At 36.9% G+C, this 17,348-nt stretch carries 18 protein-coding genes; 3 read left to right on the top strand and 15 right to left on the bottom strand.

Annotated features, from left to right (window positions below; translation table 11 throughout):
• The first annotated feature begins 147 nt into the window (after positions 1-147).
• A complete protein-coding gene (locus ACMA47_RS11700) occupies positions 148-627 on the top strand; it encodes a hypothetical protein (protein WP_051934414.1) in 480 nt (159 codons plus the stop codon).
• Complete coding sequence (locus ACMA47_RS11695; RefSeq protein WP_413929920.1) at positions 605-1,123, top strand: hypothetical protein; 519 nt, start codon at positions 605-607, stop codon at positions 1,121-1,123. The genes ACMA47_RS11700 and ACMA47_RS11695 overlap by 23 nt, the downstream gene beginning before the upstream one ends.
• A gap of 190 nt (positions 1,124-1,313) precedes the next feature.
• Here ACMA47_RS11695 and ACMA47_RS11690 read toward each other — a convergent pair whose 3' ends face one another.
• The 3 genes from ACMA47_RS11690 to ACMA47_RS11680 all read right to left on the bottom strand — a co-directional run bounded on the left by ACMA47_RS11690 (position 1,314) and on the right by ACMA47_RS11680 (position 3,769).
• The gene (locus ACMA47_RS11690; protein ID WP_034697001.1) at positions 1,314-2,258 is read right to left on the bottom strand and encodes a transketolase family protein; all 945 of its coding nucleotides are present in this window, start codon (positions 2,256-2,258) and stop codon (positions 1,314-1,316) included.
• Positions 2,259-2,288: 30 nt separating this feature from the next.
• Complete coding sequence (locus ACMA47_RS11685) at positions 2,289-3,173, bottom strand: transketolase (RefSeq protein ID WP_367399310.1); 885 nt, start codon at positions 3,171-3,173, stop codon at positions 2,289-2,291.
• A gap of 77 nt (positions 3,174-3,250) precedes the next feature.
• Positions 3,251-3,769, bottom strand: a complete 519-nt coding sequence (locus ACMA47_RS11680) for a hypothetical protein (RefSeq protein ID WP_413929919.1) — start codon at positions 3,767-3,769, stop codon at positions 3,251-3,253.
• Between the two features lie 336 nt (positions 3,770-4,105).
• On the opposite strand from ACMA47_RS11680, the gene ACMA47_RS11675 reads away from it, so the two are divergent.
• On the top strand, positions 4,106-6,343 hold the full coding sequence (locus ACMA47_RS11675; protein ID WP_413929918.1) for a reprolysin-like metallopeptidase: 2,238 nt from the start codon (positions 4,106-4,108) through the stop codon (positions 6,341-6,343).
• Positions 6,344-6,415: 72 nt separating this feature from the next.
• On the opposite strand, the gene ACMA47_RS11670 is transcribed toward ACMA47_RS11675, so the two are convergent.
• From ACMA47_RS11670 to asnB, 12 genes are all read right to left on the bottom strand, one after another.
• Complete coding sequence (locus ACMA47_RS11670; RefSeq protein ID WP_413929917.1) at positions 6,416-7,975, bottom strand: sodium:solute symporter; 1,560 nt, start codon at positions 7,973-7,975, stop codon at positions 6,416-6,418.
• Between the two features lie 456 nt (positions 7,976-8,431).
• Complete coding sequence (locus ACMA47_RS11665) at positions 8,432-8,719, bottom strand: GNAT family N-acetyltransferase (RefSeq protein ID WP_171006298.1); 288 nt, start codon at positions 8,717-8,719, stop codon at positions 8,432-8,434.
• 1 nt (position 8,720) lies between these two features.
• Entirely contained in the window at positions 8,721-9,116 is a 396-nt protein-coding gene (locus ACMA47_RS11660; protein WP_034697005.1) for an OsmC family protein, read from the bottom strand.
• Positions 9,116-9,334 (bottom strand): (4Fe-4S)-binding protein, encoded by a 219-nt coding sequence (locus tag ACMA47_RS11655; RefSeq protein ID WP_413929916.1) that lies wholly within the window; start codon positions 9,332-9,334, stop codon positions 9,116-9,118. The genes ACMA47_RS11660 and ACMA47_RS11655 overlap by 1 nt, the downstream gene beginning before the upstream one ends.
• 1 nt (position 9,335) lies before the next feature.
• Entirely contained in the window at positions 9,336-9,914 is a 579-nt protein-coding gene (locus ACMA47_RS11650; RefSeq protein WP_062675413.1) for a TMEM175 family protein, read from the bottom strand.
• Entirely contained in the window at positions 9,915-10,445 is a 531-nt protein-coding gene (locus tag ACMA47_RS11645) for an NADPH-dependent FMN reductase (RefSeq protein ID WP_413929915.1), read from the bottom strand.
• Positions 10,446-10,467: 22 nt separating this feature from the next.
• Positions 10,468-11,367: a pirin family protein gene (locus tag ACMA47_RS11640; RefSeq protein ID WP_413929914.1), complete on the bottom strand. Its 900-nt coding sequence runs from the start codon at positions 11,365-11,367 to the stop codon at positions 10,468-10,470.
• 58 nt (positions 11,368-11,425) lie between these two features.
• Positions 11,426-11,737, bottom strand: coding sequence for a GNAT family N-acetyltransferase (locus ACMA47_RS11635; RefSeq protein WP_330745394.1), 312 nt, complete (start codon positions 11,735-11,737; stop codon positions 11,426-11,428).
• A 155-nt stretch (positions 11,738-11,892) separates the two neighbouring features.
• Entirely contained in the window at positions 11,893-12,768 is an 876-nt protein-coding gene (locus tag ACMA47_RS11630) for a pirin family protein (RefSeq protein WP_413929913.1), read from the bottom strand.
• 101 nt (positions 12,769-12,869) lie between these two features.
• On the bottom strand, positions 12,870-14,273 hold the full coding sequence (locus ACMA47_RS11625; RefSeq protein WP_413929912.1) for an MFS transporter: 1,404 nt from the start codon (positions 14,271-14,273) through the stop codon (positions 12,870-12,872).
• 139 nt (positions 14,274-14,412) lie between these two features.
• Positions 14,413-15,255: a hypothetical protein gene (locus ACMA47_RS11620; RefSeq protein ID WP_034697012.1), complete on the bottom strand. Its 843-nt coding sequence runs from the start codon at positions 15,253-15,255 to the stop codon at positions 14,413-14,415.
• Between the two features lie 265 nt (positions 15,256-15,520).
• On the bottom strand, positions 15,521-17,188 hold the full coding sequence (gene asnB / locus ACMA47_RS11615) for an asparagine synthase B (protein ID WP_413929911.1): 1,668 nt from the start codon (positions 17,186-17,188) through the stop codon (positions 15,521-15,523).
• Positions 17,189-17,348 lie beyond the last annotated feature (160 nt).

Below are 17,348 nucleotides of genomic sequence, written 5' to 3'. Positions count from 1 at the left end.
ATTAAAAAAAACACTTTAAATATATACATATGAAGCCCGATAAAATAATTGTCTCAGAAGCCTCTTATACATTACAATCTCTATAAATGCTTTTTATAGCATTAGACTCAACTCCCAACCAAAATATAAAGAACAATTACATTTATTATGAACAACTATCAATTTTATAAACAAGAAGGAAACCAATATATTTTTAAAAATCAACCAGTGTTTATTGCAGTGCTCTGCATTATTTTTCTGGTCATTGCAGGACTCATTTTTAATAGTGTAAGAACCGGGAGCTATATTATTATGGCGGTAGTAGCACTTATTGTAGTCAACTTCTTTACCAAGAAATTTATCATCGATATGGATCGTAAAACGATTACCGGAAAACATACGATTTTTGTTCCGGCAAGAACATATCCGATTGAGAATTTCAGAAATTTCCATGTGGTGGCAACAAAATATATGGGATTTATTACCACCAATGTAATGCTGTCTGTTTATTTTGAAGTAGATGGTAAAGAAAAACAGCTTACAATAGGCCAGGCGCTTACCCAGAAAGGAATACAGAAAATGGTCAATGAAACAGAGGATATTTTGAACATTAATCATCCTGAAAATGGACATCAGAGACCGCTATAAGTTTGAAGAAAACGGAAGTGAAATCAGCTTTATGCCCAATTACAGTTTCCTGCGCACTTTGGTATGGTGGCTGGCATTGGGAGTCATTGCACTTCCTGTGATCATCTATTATTTTATAGATAAAATGTCCGGAGATCAGTTCAAAATTACCATGGGATTATGGGTTGTTTATATGATCTACTTTCTATTTGACCTCTTTTTCAGAATTCCTGTGAAATATATTTTTGATAAATCGGAAAAGTGTATTTACAGAAAACTGTTACTTTCCAAAAAGCTCATGAACTTTGATGAAATGACCTATTTTGTGAATGATGAAAGAGGCGGATATTATTATTCCATCGGGAAAAAGAGAAATCAGTTTGTGAAAAATTACAGAATCAGCAATTATTTTTCTGGTTCAAAAGCTTCAGAAAGAAGAGAGGACGAATATATAAAAGAAGTTTTATGTCCTGTTCTCATTGCCGTAGGAATTCCCTTGAATCAGGAAGAACAATAAAATAAATATCGAAAAGCAGGGTAAAAACTAATACGATGAAGAATGGAGGTATAACCATTCCCCTCCAGAGGAGGGGGGGCAAAAATTCAAAGAATTTTTGCCGGGGTGGTTGATACACAATAACAAAAAACCCGGCGGTTTCGAAGAAACCGCCGGGTTTTGTCTATATAAAATAGTTTATTTTAAACTATTAAGCTAAAATTCTCTTTACAGCTTCTTTTACAGCAGCAGCGTCAATTTTATACTTCTTCATCAATTCTGCTGGTGTTGCAGACTCTCCGAAAGTATCATTTACCGCCACAAATTCCTGTCTTGTAGGTCTTTTTCTTGCCAACATACCTGCAACAGATTCTCCTAAACCACCAAGGTAGTTGTGCTCTTCAGCTGTTACAATCTTACCTGTTTTTTCAACAGATTTTAAAATGATCTCTTCATCAAGAGGCTTAATCGTGTGAATGTTGATAACCTCACAAGAAATACCTTCTTTCTCAAGCTCATCAGCAGCTACAAGAGATTCCCATACAAGGTGTCCTGTTGCAACAATCGTTACATCAGTACCTTCCTGAAGCATAATTCCTTTTCCGATTTCGAAAGGCATATCTTCCGGAATGAAAACAGGAACTACCGGTCTTCCGAATCTTAAATATACAGGACCTTCAAAATCTGCAATCGCTAAGGTAGCAGCTTTAGTCTGGTTGTAGTCACAAGTGTTGATCACGGTCATTCCAGGAAGCATTTTCATCATACCGATATCTTCAAGAACCTGGTGAGTCGCTCCATCTTCTCCTAAAGTAAGACCTGCGTGAGAAGCACAGATTTTTACATTTTTGTTAGAATAGGCGATAGACTGACGGATCTGGTCATATACTCTTGAAGTAGAGAAGTTAGCGAAAGTTCCTGTAAAAGGAATTTTTCCTGTAATGCTAAGACCAGCTGCAATTCCCATCATGTTTGCTTCTGCAATACCAATCTGAAAGAATCTTTCAGGAGCTTTCTCAATGAATTTCTCCATCTTCAAAGAACCGATAAGGTCTGCGCAAAGTGCTACTACATTAGGATTTTTGTCAGCCAGTTCAGCTAATCCTGCTCCGAATCCTGAACGCGTGTCCTTTTTTTCTGTATATGTATATTTCATTTTTATTTTATTAATCGAGATGTTAAGATATTAGTAGTCAGCCGGAGCTTCCAGGTATAATTGCTTGATTGCTGTTTCCAACTGCTCATCATTAGGAGCTTTACCATGCCAAGCATGAGATCCCATCATATAATCAACGCCGTAACCCATTTCTGTATGAAGAAGAATTGCTACCGGTTTTCCTTTTCCAGTTTCTGTTTTTGCTTTCTCAAGGATTGCAATCACAGCTTCAAGATCATTACCATTTTTTTCTTCCAAAACAATCCATCCGAATGCTTCCAATTTAGCATGAAGATTTCCTAAACTTAATACATCATCTGTATCACCATCAATTTGACGACCATTATAGTCGATAGTAGAGATGATATTATCTACTTTTTTGGCAGCTGCATACATCAATGCTTCCCAGATCTGACCTTCCTGAAGCTCACCATCTCCGTGAAGAGAGTAAACAAGAGATTGATCACCATCCAATTTTTTACCCTGAGCCACTCCAAGTGCTACAGAAAGTCCTTGTCCAAGAGAACCTGAAGCGATTCTGATTCCCGGAAGTCCTTCATGAGTTGTTGGGTGTCCCTGTAATCTTGAATCTAATTTTCTGAAAGTACTTAGTTCTTCTACAGGGAAGAAACCAAATCTTGCTAAAGTAGAGTAGAATACCGGAGAAATGTGTCCGTTTGATAGATAAAAATGATCCTCATTTTTACCTTCCATTGTAAAAGGAAGTTTATAGTTCATTACCTTTCCGTAAAGGGCTGTAAAGAACTCTGTGCACCCTAAGCTACCACCAGGGTGTCCTGAATTTACAGCGTGAACCATTCTTAAAATGTCTCTTCTGATCTGCGTAGTAAGAGTTTTTAACTCTTCGATACTTTTACTCATTATATCTGATTTATTTGCATGCGAATTTACAATTTTTTACCGGCTTATGGAAATGCAAAAATCCGGATATAAAAACCCGGATTTTGATTGAATTGAATATTTTTCTGCTTTTAACAGCCTTCGTTGAGGTAAACGGAGATTTCCGTCACGATATTATTAACAAATTTAAAACTTAATAATGTTCCTGCCTGGCTGTCTTCAAGATTAAAATAACCGGTATCTTTAATAGGTTTGCCATTGGAATCCCAATCCGGGCGTACACTGAAGTTAGTATAATTTCTATACGCATTAATCAGATCATCTCTGGTACTTCCTACCCCGATTCCGCTTTTGGTTTTGAATTTTTTACTCGTTGTTGTCATATAGGTGATGGAAGGGACACTTGGATTGGCTTCATTAATGTAATTATCAAAAAGATCAATCTGGATGGCTTCCCCATTATATTTCACTATATTTTTCTTCTCTCCGTTGGAATTGATCAGCTTAACTCCCGCTATTTTTTCGGCTTCAACCTTAGGCATGAAAACTTTAAAGGGACCGATTCGTAATGTTGAGACTTCAAAGTTGTCCTGAGCATTCATGAAACTAAAAGTCAATAGAAATGTGAAAATCGTGATAATTTTTTTCATAGTTTTTTAATTTTTGTTTTTTTTATTTCGATGATTTTTAAAATTAATTTATATCATTCATGTCAAAGATAATTAAAATGCAAAAGTCTATAAAATCAGTTATTTAAGCAAATACAAAAAAATAAAAAATATTTATTAACGGTAATGCTTTGTGGTAGCAGGATCATTGATTTTTTGCTACTAAACACCGCTTTTTTTTGAATTTTAGTTTGTGATAATTAGATTAATTTAACTAATTTTATAATTCAAATAATTATGAATTATAAACCTTTAACGAATTATTTTTCTTGTTTTTGGTTATAATGTTTGAATAAATAAAATTACATACCATTATATATGAAAATTAAACAATTATTTTATCTGGGGATATTTATTATATCCGTTTCCTCCGGGAAAGCACAGGACTTTTTTACGGTAATCAGTGAGAGGTCCATCAAAGCAGATCCGAAAAACAGAACTGTACAACCGGAAAAGTCACTTACTTACACCTTGGATGTGGCCGGAATGAAAAGTTATTTCAATTCTGTTCCGGAACTGAAAGACAGTGACCGCAAAGAAAATGCTCCGATTATTGTTCTTCCAATGCCAGATGGTACGAAAGCAAAATTCAGAATCTGGAAATCTTCAGTGATGGCTCCCGAATTAGCCAGCAAGTTTCCCCAGATTGTCACTTTTACAGGACAGGGAATTGATGACAAGTATGCAACCCTAAAACTTGATTTTACAGAGTTAGGATTCCATGCGCAGATAAAATCTATAGTAGCAGGCGATTCTTATATAGATCCTTATGCAAAACAGGATGTCAACAATTATATCATTTACAAAAAAAGTGATTTAATTGATAAAAATCCAAGAACTTGTGGGCTGAAAGATGATCAGGATTCTCCACTAGAAAAAAAAAGCGAACAAAAAACCGTAGCTCCAAGCGTAGGAACTCAAATTAGGGTTTTCAGATTCGCAGTGGCTTGTACCCATCAGTATGCAATTGCAGCAACGGGTTCTGCAACACCTACAGTAGCGCAGGCTCTTTCCGCCATTGTAACCTCTGTAAACAGAGTAAATGGAGTATATGAACAGGAAGTTGCTTCAAGATTGGTATTAGTAGGTACAGAAACCAATGTGATCTTTACCAGTGCTGCGACAGATCCTTTTACAGGAAATGATAGTGCCGGAACATTAATTAACGAAAGCCAGACTCAGATTGACTTACTGATAGGAAATGCCAATTATGATATCGGACATACCTTCAGTACCGGAGGTGGCGGATTAGCCGGATTAGGAGTAATCTGTAACAATTCCAATAAAGGAAGAGGAATCACTGGTTCACCTAACCCGGTGGGAGATCCTTATGATATTGATTATGTTGCCCATGAAGTAGGACATCAGTTTGGAGGTCCGCATACTTTTAATGCAACAACAGGAAGCTGTGGTGGAGGAAACCGTAGTGCAGCCAACGCTGTAGAACCTGGAAGCGGAATTACGATTATGGCGTATGCAGGAATTTGCGGAAGTGTAAATAACTTAGCCCCTAACAGTATCCCTACTTTCCATACCAAATCATACCAGTCTATCACCACAAAAGTTCAGTCAACAACTTGTCAGGTGACACTTCCCAGCAACAATTTCGCTCCTACAGTCAATGCCGGAGGAGATTATACCATTCCTAAAAGTACACCGTTCAGATTGGAAGGATCTGCTACAGATTTAGATAACAATCCTCTTACTTACAGCTGGGAACAGAATGATGTAGGACCTGCGGGTGACTGGAATGCACCAACATTAAATGCACCTCTGTTCAGATCGTACGTACCTGTAACCGTTCCTTACAGATATTTTCCAAAACTTACAGATGTAATCAATGGAACTGTTTCCAAAGGAGAAGTTAGACCTTCTTATGCAAGAACAATGGAGTTCAGATTGACTGTAAGAGATAATAACGCAGGTTGTGCAGGAGTAGCCAATGATGATGCAATTATTACCGTTGATGGAAATTCAGGACCTTTTAACGTAACTGCACCTACTACAGCGGTAAACTGGGCAGGTAATTCTACTCAGACAGTAACTTGGGATGTAGCCAATACAACTGCATTTCCGGTGAATGCTGCTACTGTAAATATTTATCTTTCTACAGATGGTGGACTTACTTATCCTACGCTGATTCTGGCTTCCACTCCGAACGATGGTTCTGAAGCCGTTACCATTCCTAACGTAAATACTACACAGGCAAGAATTATGGTTGCCGCAGAAACAAATGTTTTCTACAACATTAATCCAATCAACTTTACCATTACCCAGACATTGGGCGTGAATGAAACCGCTGCCAATAAAGATGTATTTGTGGTATATCCTAATCCAAGTAAAGGACTTCTGAATGTGAAATTTACCAATTCAAATGAAGTATATGATATTACAGTATACGATGTAAGCGGAAAATTAGTGTTCACTCAGGCTGATAATAAACTGAATCATGATAAAACAGGTACTTTTGACTTGTCACACCTTGTTCAGGGAGATTATCTGATTAAAGTTAAATCTAAGAATCTGGAGAAAACAATCAAGTGGATTAAAGAATAATCTATTCCATTGATTTAAATAAAAAAAGGCTGTCTTCAATTGAGGACAGCCTTTTTTGTAATGTATGTTATTTTAAACAACTCTTAAATGTTGTTTGTTTTTTACCAGCCACAGACCAATGAAGGTTAGTAATCCGTTTAAAACAATGAGTTCTACTCCGATTTTGTAATCGGTATAAGTGGTAACAGCCAGATTGATTAAATAAGTTAATACAGGTGCTAAAAGGGTAACCGTAAGGATGGAGTATTTTCTGGAGATCTGGAACTTGGTGAAAATTCCAAAAGCAAAAAGTCCTAATAGTGGTCCGTAAGTATATCCTGCAATTTCCATGATCAGATAAACAATAGATTTGTCATTCAATGCTTTGAAAACCATGATCAGGATGAAGAAAACTACGGTGAAAATCAAATGCACTTTCATACGAAGACGTTTTTTCTCTTTCTCAGTTTTGGTTTTGTCTTCATTGAGGTTTAATAAATCTACGCAATATGAACTTGTTACAGCTGTTAAAGCCCCGTCTGCAGAAGGGAATAAGGCTGAAATCAATCCAATAATAAAAATAACAGAAATAGCCATCGGGAAGTATCCCTGAAGCGATAAAGCCGGGAAAAGATCGTCTCCCATTACATTTTTAATATTTCCTGCTGCATCTTTAAATCCAAAAATGTTCGTTACTGTTTCAGCTTTTATCGTTCCATATTCTGCTCCATGCTGTAGGGCAAAAAGGTATAATAATCCTCCCAGGAATAAGAAGGCAAGGTTCACAATAAGAAGCGTTCCTGCAAAAGTCAGCATGTTTTTCTTTGAATTCTGAAGATTATCCACAGAGATGTTTTTCTGCATCATTTCCTGATCCAATCCTGTCATAGCAATGGTAATGAAAATTCCGCCCAGAATGGTTTTCAGGAAAAAGGTTTTGGAATTCGGATCAAAATTGATGAAATGAGTATAGTTTTTCTGTTCAAGAATCGTATAGGCTTCTCCAAACGACAGATTCAGGTTGGATAAAATATAAACAATACAAGCCACAAGACTGATGATCATAAAAGAAGTTTGCAGCGTATCTGTAATAACAATGGTCTTTACTCCGCCTTCAAAAGTATACAGAAGTACCATTAGCAGAAGTACAAGAGAAGTTACCCAGAACGGAACTCCCAATCCTTCAAGTAAAAATATCTGTAAAACATTTACTACCAGGTATAATCTTGCGGTAGCTCCAATTGCTCTTGAAATAATAAAAAAGATAGAACCGATTTTATGCGCCTCTACATTGAATCTTTTTCCCAGGTAGGTATAAATAGAAGTCAGATTCATCTTGTAGTAGAGTGGTAATAATATCGCTGCCACAATGAAATATCCGATGAAGAACCCGATCACCATCATATAGTATTCAAAACCTCCGTAAATATATTCGGAGCCGGTCATCTTTCCGACAGTTCCCGGAACGGAAATAAAAGTAACCCCACTTAAGCTGGTTCCTATCATCCCGAATGCTACGAGCCACCATTTACTCTTTTTGTTACCGATAAAAAAAGACTGGTTATCAGAATTTCGGCTGGTGAAATAAGAAATCACCAAAAGACCGATAAAATAGACGAAAACAAATAACAAAAGGATAGTTCCTGGATTCATTCTTGATTTTTAAATTTTAGCAAATATATAAAAAAGATCAGTCGTGAATCATGAATTTAGTTCAGACACAATTTTTAAACAATTACTTTTTTGAAATTGATCTAAGTTCGGGATAAAACCTGTATTTTCAGAAAGGTTTGAAGCTAGGAGCTGGAAGCTATAAAGCTGATAAAAGAAATTATTCTCTATATTTTCATCTTTTTATAGTGACAACGGGTAAAAAGTAACTTTACTCTTCTGTCTTAAAGCTGGGTACTGTTTTCTGAGTTAATAGTAACAGTTTGCTTCATCAAATCAATTTTTAATTGATTCACTCTTTGCATGCTTAAAGTTTAATATAATTCAAAATAAACTTTACGTTAATAGAGATCTGGTATTGAAAATAAAATAACTGCATAAAAAAACCTTTCAGAGATCGCTCTGAAAGGTTTGTATGGTAAGGGTGTTATACCGTGATTAATTCACCAAAACATCCTGAAGTTCCTCACTTTTCTGAAAACTTGCTTTAGCAAAAGGACAGAGGGGAATAATCTTCTTGTCATTTTTTCTGGCAAAATCTACGGCTGCCAGAAGCATTTCCTTGCCTACACCTTTTCCGTTGTAAGCTTCTTCCACCTCGGTGTGGTCTATAATAAATCTTTCTTCTCCTGCCCAGGTATAGGTCATCATTCCTGCGCGTCTTCCATCTATGAAAGCTTCAAAACTTCCGTGTTTTTCGTCGTTGTTTTGTTTTACTTCGATCATGTTATGAGAATTTAGTTAGTATTTCTATGTCGTTGGTTAATATTTTATGAACAGGGCATGCATCTGCAATGGTGTGCAGTCTTTTACGCTGCTCATCATCCAGAATACCTTCAAAGCTGATATCTCTTTTGAAGACCGCTCTTTTTGTTAATGGAAAATTTTCAAGTTCTACTTCTACATTGATGTTTTCCACATCCCATTCCTTTCTTTCAATATACATTCTTAAGGTAGCTGCTGTACAACTTGCCAATGATGTAGCCAGAATTTCCATGGGATTCAGGCCTTTGTTCTGTCCGCCTTTATCAATCGGTTCATCCGTAATGATTGTATTTTCGCCGGCTGTTACCTCTGTATAATATTTTGTTTTTCCTAAACTTGCTTTTACCGTTACCGCCATTATTTTGCTGTATTGAATTTATAACTTAATGCACCTGATGGGCATAGGTCGATCTGATTTTTTAGTTCTTCGGGGCTTGCGTTTTCTGCTTTTATCCAAGGTCTTTCTTTAGGATTGTAGACTTTGGGAAGTGTTTTTACACATATGGCAGAGTGGATGCATTTCTGAGGCTGCCAGATGACAGTAATGTTTCCGTTAGGATATTCGTGTGTTTCCATATCAATTTTCTTTTAATGTTTTTTCGATTCTTCTGTCCGGAATCAGCCATATAAGAGCCACGATATAATAAAAACCTATGGCAATATAAGGATAAAAAAATGAAGTAGCGATTCCCAGGACATAAAATACAATTGAGATATACTCTTTATATTTCGAATGGATGGCTTCTTTCAGTTTTGAATCTTCTCCTTCACAACGGATAATCACATGTTCCAGAATAGTATAGGCAATGGCCGACATAATAAGCCCTATACCATAGACTGCAACGGGATTTTTTGCAAAATTTGTCGTCCCGATCCATTCTGTAGCGATTGGCATCAGAGAAAGCCAGAACAGAAGGTGAAGGTTGGCCCAGAGAATGCTGCCATTTACTTTCTTTACCGTCTGAAACAAATGATGGTGGTTGTTCCAGTAGATTCCTACATAAATAAAACTGAAAATATAAGCCAGAAACTTAGGAAGAAGAGGTTTGACACTGGCCCAGCTATTTCCTTCAGGTACTTTCAGTTCAAGTACCATAATGGTGATAATAATAGCAAGGACACCATCACTGAACGCCTCCAGTCTTCCTTTGTTCATTTACTTTATCTGATTTTTAAAGTTTTGTATCTTATCTTTCAAATCATTCAGCATATCCGGATTGATGACTCCGCTTTCCATATCAAAATTTTCATAAAACTTGGGCAGTGAAAAAGTATCCTTGATATCTGCTGCAAACTGTGGGAAAAATGTTTTTGCTGTATTCATCACATTTCCGCCTCCATAACCTCCGGGAGAGGTGCTCATCAGAAGCATGGGTTTATTCTGAAATACTTTTACATTAATCCTCGATGACCAGTCAAAAACATTTTTAAAGGCCGAACTGTAAGAACGGTTGTGTTCTGCAAGAGAGCAGATGATCACATCACATTCCTCAATTGCTTTTAAAAACTGATGCGCTTCATCCGGAAAACCCTTCTTTTCAAGATCTACAGAAAAAACAGGCATTGTGAAATCGTTGAGGTCAATCAGATTGATTTCTTCATCCTGAAAATCTTTCAGAACAAATTTTACAAGCTCTCTGTTGATAGAAGTGGAAGACGTACTTCCCGCAAATGCTAATATTTTCATGGTTGATAAAACTGGACTGAAATTATTTTCTGTTTAAAATAGCCTTAGGTAGGGGAACATATTCGTTTTCGTCACCAGGAACCAAAGGAAATGCTTCATGATTCTGGTCATTCCAGTTTACCTTTGCCTGATCAATTAATTCCTTGTCAGAGTTCACGAAATTCCAGAAAATAAAACGTTCTTCATCGAATGGCTCGCCACCGAAAAGATAAACCGTTCCGTTTTCACTCATCTCAAATTCGCAAAGCTTGGTATCTTTAGCAATCATCAGCTGTTTTGAACCATAAGAATTTCCTTCTGTGGTCACCGTTCCATCCAGAACATACATGGCTGCTTCCCCGTAAAGATCTTTTCCGATGCTGATTTTCTTTGCTTCTTTTGTTTTGATCTCAATGAAAAATAACTTGCTGTGTACCGGAACTGCTGACGTTCTTCCGAATGCTTCACCGGCAATTAATTTATACTGAATACCATCTTCTTCCCACACCGGAATTTCATCCGCTTCAATATGATGAAAAGTAGGCTCAGACTGTTCAAGGTGTTTTGGAAGACCCACCCAAATCTGAAATCCGTGAAGTCTTTTATCACTGTGTCTTAAATATTCAGGGGTTCTTTCTGAATGTACAACTCCTTTTCCGGCAGTCATCCAGTTGACAGCACCCGGTTTTATTTCTATAGCACTTCCAATACTGTCTCTGTGGAAAATAGAGCCTTCCAGCAGATAAGTCAATGTAGATAAGCCGATATGCGGATGAGGAGGAACATCAAGATTCTGATAATCTTTTAATTCTGAAGGTCCCATGTGGTCAATAAAAACAAAAGGGCCAACTGCTCTTTTTTCACGGAAAGGAAGAAGTCTTCCTACCAGGAAATTTCCGATATCTGCTGCTTTTTCTTCTATAATAAGTCCAATATTTGACATGATGATGTGATACTTTTTAAAATGTTATTTAAATAAATTGATGAGTACTGATGAAGGTTTAAAGTTTGTCATAGCCTTCAAATCTCTCATCTACGATACGTTTCCATTCAGGATGTTTCTTAATAAAAGCGAAAACATAAGGACAGAAGGGAAGAAGTTTTTTTCCGCTTTCTTCAATAAAATTCAAAGTTTTCTCTACTACCGCAGCCGCTGCGCCAGTTCCGGCCAGTTCCGGTTCTGCTTCAGTATGGATCAAAGAAATCTGATGCATGGTTTCACGGTAATCAATAAATGCAAAATGTCCGTTGAATTCTATTTCAAATCTTTTTTCGGCTTTTACAAGAGGTATATTTTCAAATTCTGGTTTCATAATATTTGTACTAAGGGTGCTGCATTTCCTATAAATGCAGGAAATTGCGTGTTAAGACAAGTAAACCTTATAGGTTTATAAAACCTATAAGGTTTGCCATTATATAAAGTTAATAAAAAAAGGAATAATCAAAGATTAAGATAAATTTAAATCTTTTAATCTTCCAGGTATCCGAATTTTCCGGTATTATAATCCTCGAAAGCCTGCATGATTTCTTCTCTGGAATTCATCACAAAAGGTCCGTGAGGATAAATAGGTTCGTTGATAGGTTCACCGCTGATTATTAAAATAACAGCATCTTCTTTGGCTTCAATGGTGAATGTTTCGCCTTCATTTTTAAATAATACAAAATGATCCGATTTAACGTTTTCTTCTCCATTAATGATCATACTTCCTTCAATCACCAAAGCTGCCGTATTGAAATGAGCCGGGAAATTAAACTCTGCTTTTCCTCCAGCTTTAAGTTTGGCATTCATCATATGAACCGGTGTGAAAGTACTGGCAGGTCCTTTGTGACCATCATACTCTCCGGCAATTACTTCCACAAAGCCATTTTCACCCAGATCCACTCTTTCCATTTTGGAGTTTTCTATAGCCTGGTATTTTGGGCAGCTCATTTTATCCTTTGCAGGAAGATTCACCCAAAGCTGAACCATCTGAAAAATTCCTCCTTCTTTTGCCCATTCGGTTTCATGATATTCTTTATGAAGAACTCCTTTAGCGGCAGTCATCCACTGAACATCACCTTCTCCGATAACACCGCCGCCGCCAGCGCTGTCATGGTGTTCTACTTTTCCGCTATATGCTATAGTTACTGTTTCAAAGCCTCTGTGTGGATGTACTCCCACACCTCTTGGTCTGTCTGATCCATTGAAATGAAATTTTGAATTGTAATCCAGCATAATAAACGGATCCATTCTTTTCATATCCAATCCAGGTACTCCCGGAATGAAATTGTGAACCCTGAATCCATCGCCTACAAAGTGTGCAGGTTTTGGAGATACTACGATTTCTATTTTTTTAGTTGCCATCACATTGTTGATTTATGTAAACAAAATTACCATTGTTATATGCGAAAAGCATTGATCTGTGTTAAGTTCGTAGGAAGGGATGAAACTGGGATCAGATCTGTTTAATCTTCCTTCGACTTCATATTCTTTCCATCTGAAATATGCAGTCTCCTGAACACGAATCCTGATAAAATGGTTAATATTCCTACCGTGAGAAAAGTATATCGGAATGCGTTGTGAATTTCTCCTTTGATCAGATCTGTATTTTCAAATAGCTTTAAAACAATCAGTCCGAAGGCAATTCCAAAACCGATTGCTAATTGTTGATTGACTGAGATTAATGAGTTTCCACTACTGGTCTGAAAGTTTCGAAGATCAGCAATAGAAATGGTGTTCATAGAGGTAAACTGTATCGAGTTGAAAAAACCTAATACAGCAATGATGGGAACAAACCAATATAGGGAAGTGTGAATGTTAGGAATGGCAAGAAGGCAGATCAGTGTTCCGATAATGAAGGTGTTCACCATTAAGGTCTGACGGTAGCCATATTTATCTAAAATCTTAATAACGGATGATTTCCCGAAGATAGCCGTCAAAGCCATTGGAGCAATGATCCAGCCTGAAGTTACTGCAGATTGTTTGTAAGCAATCTGAATCATCAGCGGAAGCAATAACGGAACAGAGCTGATTCCTAATCTGGTGGCCAGATTTCCCACAATACCTACTCTGAAAGTTCTTACCTGAAACAAGTTTAAAGGAAAAATAGGATGTCCTCCTTTTTTTGCATGTTTGTAGTAATAATAAAGGAATAAGAACCCAAGGATAAAGACCACAAGAACCGGCGTAATATTCTGCATATCACCAAAAAGTTCCAGGGAAACGGAAAGTAGGAGAGAGGCTGCTGCAAAAATCAAGAAGCCTTTTAAATCAAAATCAACATCATCGGATTTATAATTGGGCATAAATTTTAATCCTAAAAGAATTCCCAGAACTCCAATAGGAATATTGATCAGGAATATCCAGTGCCATGAAAGATAATCTACCATATAACCTCCTACCAAAGGCCCGAGTACTGGCCCGATAAGAGCAGGAATGATGGCAAAGTTCATCGCTTTGAGCAGTTCATTTTTGTCAAATGTTTTAATGAGTGCTAGTTTTCCGACTGGGGTCATCAGACTTCCTCCCACTCCCTGAACGACTCTTGAAATAACGAGATGGGTAAGGTTCTGGGATAAAGAACAAAACAGCGAGCCCAGACTGAACAATACCAGAGAAAATATAAATATTTTTTTTGTTCCAAACCGGTCTGCCAGAAATCCACTGGCGGGCATAAAAACAGCTAATGTCAGAACATAACTGATAATGGCGTTCTGCATATTAAGCGGAGACTCTTTCAGGTCTTTTGCAATGGAAGGCAGGGAAGTGTTCAGAATGGTTGAATCCAGCATCTGCATGAAAATAGCAGTGGCCAGAATTAAGGGAAGTATTTTCTTTATGGAGGTCTGTTGTGGGCTTGTTTCTGTCATTTTGTATAGGCTGGACATAGAAAATATCCAGGCTTATTTTTATTTGAAGAACTTGCTTGCTTTAAGCGGTCTGATCCTTAGATCATGAAATCCATATAAAATTAAAAAAGTCCTGCGAGATTTCACAGGACTTTTTGATTTATTTTCTAGGTTTTTCTACTCCTTTCCATTCATCGCCGGCTTTTCTATACTGGCTTAAGGTGAAAGTTTTGAAATCCTTCGTTTTATATTCGATGTTATCGGTATTCTGTTCAAACGGCATGATGTAGTAGTATTCAATATCCGTTTTATCAGATTTGTTCCCTTTTTTTACAGAAGGAACGTATTTTGAGAATTTATAGCTTGGAAGATACTGTTTCAATCTTGTGTAGAAAGCTTTGTCTTCTTTTTCGCTAGGAATGATATCTACAATATTCAGATCATCTTTTTTCTTGTCAATCCAAAGATAATACGTCTTTTCTTCTCCTATATTTCTGTTGAATGAGTTGAAAGCAAATAATTCCTTCGGTACAAGTTCCTTGATTTTCTCCGGATCAACCTTCGTATAATACTGACCTTTTGAAGGATCTACATACGTTTCAAGGTTATACATTAAAACAGAATTGTTCTCGAATTTTTTATTTTTAAAATATTGATTTAAAGATAATTCTGCAGTTGCTCTCAGCTCTTTACCTCTTGCATCCAGTTTTTTTGTAGGATTCTGTGGGTTTACATATTTTACAAATTCATATAAAACAACAGGTTTAATGTCTTTAAGGTGAGGATAAGTTTTCAGTTGCTCTGCCTTTACAAGCCAATAGAATTGTTGATAATAGTCATCCTTATCTTGGTCTTTCACACTCTTATAAGCCAAAGCAAGCTTCTTTGAATTCAGATATTTGCCATATTTTCCTTGTCCAAAAGCAAAACTTATGGCTAATAAGGCAAATAAAACAGTAAGGTTTCTTCTCATTTTTTTATAATTGATATTTTCGTTTTCCAAATATAATTATTTATTAGATATTATTTTGGATTGTGAGTTAAATTATGCCATATTGTTATTGTTAATTCAAGAAAAAATCCTGTATTGCTACAGGATTGATAAATTATAACTGAGGGAGTTATATGTTTGAATGAAAAAAATATACATGTCATTAGTGAATTTTGCTTCGCAAGTGAATAATAAACCTGTAATCCCGTAACCCGAATCCCGCAACAAATTGACAAGCGAAACGAATTGACGATTGACTATTCATCAATATCCCTTTCTAGTACGAAGTCTCATGTACCTTCACAGCTCTTCCGCTCGGATCATTCATTTTTTTGAACGCTTCATCCCATTCCAGAGCAATAGGAGTGGAGCAGGCAACTGATGGAACCGATGGAACGGTAGCAGCTGCGGTCTCACTTGGGAAATGTTCTTCAAAAATAGTTCTGTATCGGTATTCTTCTTTGTTCTGAGGTGTGTTTAGCGGGAATCTGAATCTTGCGTTAGTCATCATTTCGTCTGTCACTTCTTTTTCAGCCACCTCTTTTAAAGTGTCAATCCATGAATAGCCTACACCATCCGAGAACTGTTCTTTCTGTCTCCATACAATTGAATCAGGAAGTAAGTCTTCAAAAGCTTTTCTCAATACCCATTTTTCAATTTTCCCTTCAGCAGTGTTAATCATTTTATCCTGAGGGTTAACAGTCATAGCAATATCCATGAATTCTTTGTCAAGGAAAGGGACTCTACCTTCAATTCCCCAGCTCATCAACGCTTTGTTGGCTCTTAAACAGTCATAAAGGTGAAGTTTGCCCAGTTTTCTCACAGTTTCATCGTGGAATTCTTTTGCGTTAGGAGCTTTATGGAAATATAAATAACCTCCGAACAATTCATCGGAACCTTCTCCTGAAAGAACCATTTTAATCCCCATCGATTTGATGACTCTTGCTAAAAGATACATCGGGGTGGATGCTCTGATAGTGGTTACATCATAGGTTTCAAGATGATAAATGACGTCACGTACAGCATCCAGTCCTTCCTGAACAGTGAAGTTAACTTCGTGGTGAACAGAACCGATGTGCTCTGCTGCCTTTTGTGCAGCTGCCAGATCCGGAGAGCCAACCAATCCTACTGCGAAACTGTGAAGTCTTGGATACCATGCTTCCTGAGTATCGCCACTTTCAATTCTCTGGCGGGCAAATTTTGCCGTGATTGCTGAAATAACGGATGAATCTAGTCCTCCTGAAAGAAGTACTCCATAAGGAACATCACTCATCAGTTGTCTGTGAACGGCATCTTCAAGACCTTTTCTCAGTTTTGAGATATCGGTTTCATTTTCCTTTACATGATCAAAGCTGTCCCATTCCCTTGTATACCATTGCTGAAGTTCGGCTCCGTCCGGGCTGTACATCAGATGCCCTGGTAAGAAAGTTTCTATTTTTTTGCAGATTCCTTCAAGAGCTTTTAATTCAGAAGCAACATAGTAGTTTCCGTTTTTATCCCAACCCTGATAAAGCGGGCAGATTCCCATATGATCGCGGGCAATAAGATAAATATCGTTTTCGGTGTCGTATAAAGCGAATGCAAAAATTCCGTTAAGTTTCTCTACGAAATCTTTTCCGTATTTTCTGTAAAGTGCAAGAATCACCTCACAGTCCGACTGAGTCTGAAACTCATAATCCGGAAATTCTTCTTTAAGTTCTCTATGGTTATAGATTTCACCGTTCACCGCTAATACTACTTTTCCATCTTTAGTAAATAGAGGCTGTTTTCCAGAAGTAGGATCTACAATGGCAAGTCTTTCATGAGAAAAAATTACTTTCTCGTCCTGAAAAACTCCACTCCAATCCGGTCCTCTGTGACGGATTTTTTTTGACATTTCCAATACCTGAGGTCTTAATACTTCAGTTTTTTGCTTGGCGTCGAATAAACATACAATTCCACACATGATTTTTATTATTTATGGAACAAAAGTAGAAGGGATGTTTATAAATAACAATGAAAAATATTTAAAAACGAAAATTTTTAATCAATTAATATTTTAAAGTTAAAAATTTTAACTATTTATTGAAATTGGCATGTTTTTGATTAATTTTTTTCGTTGAGCC

The sequence above is a fragment of the Chryseobacterium sp. T20 genome, assembly GCF_047345655.1.
GTDB lineage: Bacteria > Bacteroidota > Bacteroidia > Flavobacteriales > Weeksellaceae > Chryseobacterium.
This window is presented reverse-complemented; position numbering and strand designations above follow the sequence as displayed.

Bases quoted from the DNA above. Each gene is read 5' to 3' on its own strand.
- ACMA47_RS11700 (WP_051934414.1), top strand. From the start codon at position 148: ATGAACAACTATCAATTTTATAAACAAGAAGGAAACCAATATATTTTT.
- ACMA47_RS11695 (WP_413929920.1), top strand. From the start codon at position 605: ATGGACATCAGAGACCGCTATAAGTTTGAAGAAAACGGAAGTGAAATC.
- ACMA47_RS11690 (WP_034697001.1), bottom strand. From the start codon at position 2,258: ATGAAATATACATATACAGAAAAAAAGGACACGCGTTCAGGATTCGGA.
- ACMA47_RS11680 (WP_413929919.1), bottom strand. From the start codon at position 3,769: ATGAAAAAAATTATCACGATTTTCACATTTCTATTGACTTTTAGTTTC.
- ACMA47_RS11675 (WP_413929918.1), top strand. From the start codon at position 4,106: ATGAAAATTAAACAATTATTTTATCTGGGGATATTTATTATATCCGTT.
- ACMA47_RS11670 (WP_413929917.1), bottom strand. From the start codon at position 7,975: ATGAATCCAGGAACTATCCTTTTGTTATTTGTTTTCGTCTATTTTATC.
- ACMA47_RS11665 (WP_171006298.1), bottom strand. From the start codon at position 8,719: ATGATCGAAGTAAAACAAAACAACGACGAAAAACACGGAAGTTTTGAA.
- ACMA47_RS11660 (WP_034697005.1), bottom strand. From the start codon at position 9,116: ATGGCGGTAACGGTAAAAGCAAGTTTAGGAAAAACAAAATATTATACA.
- ACMA47_RS11655 (WP_413929916.1), bottom strand. From the start codon at position 9,334: ATGGAAACACACGAATATCCTAACGGAAACATTACTGTCATCTGGCAG.
- ACMA47_RS11650 (WP_062675413.1), bottom strand. From the start codon at position 9,914: ATGAACAAAGGAAGACTGGAGGCGTTCAGTGATGGTGTCCTTGCTATT.
- ACMA47_RS11645 (WP_413929915.1), bottom strand. From the start codon at position 10,445: ATGAAAATATTAGCATTTGCGGGAAGTACGTCTTCCACTTCTATCAAC.
- ACMA47_RS11640 (WP_413929914.1), bottom strand. From the start codon at position 11,367: ATGTCAAATATTGGACTTATTATAGAAGAAAAAGCAGCAGATATCGGA.
- ACMA47_RS11635 (WP_330745394.1), bottom strand. From the start codon at position 11,737: ATGAAACCAGAATTTGAAAATATACCTCTTGTAAAAGCCGAAAAAAGA.
- ACMA47_RS11630 (WP_413929913.1), bottom strand. From the start codon at position 12,768: ATGGCAACTAAAAAAATAGAAATCGTAGTATCTCCAAAACCTGCACAC.
- ACMA47_RS11625 (WP_413929912.1), bottom strand. From the start codon at position 14,273: ATGACAGAAACAAGCCCACAACAGACCTCCATAAAGAAAATACTTCCC.
- asnB (WP_413929911.1), bottom strand. From the start codon at position 17,188: ATGTGTGGAATTGTATGTTTATTCGACGCCAAGCAAAAAACTGAAGTA.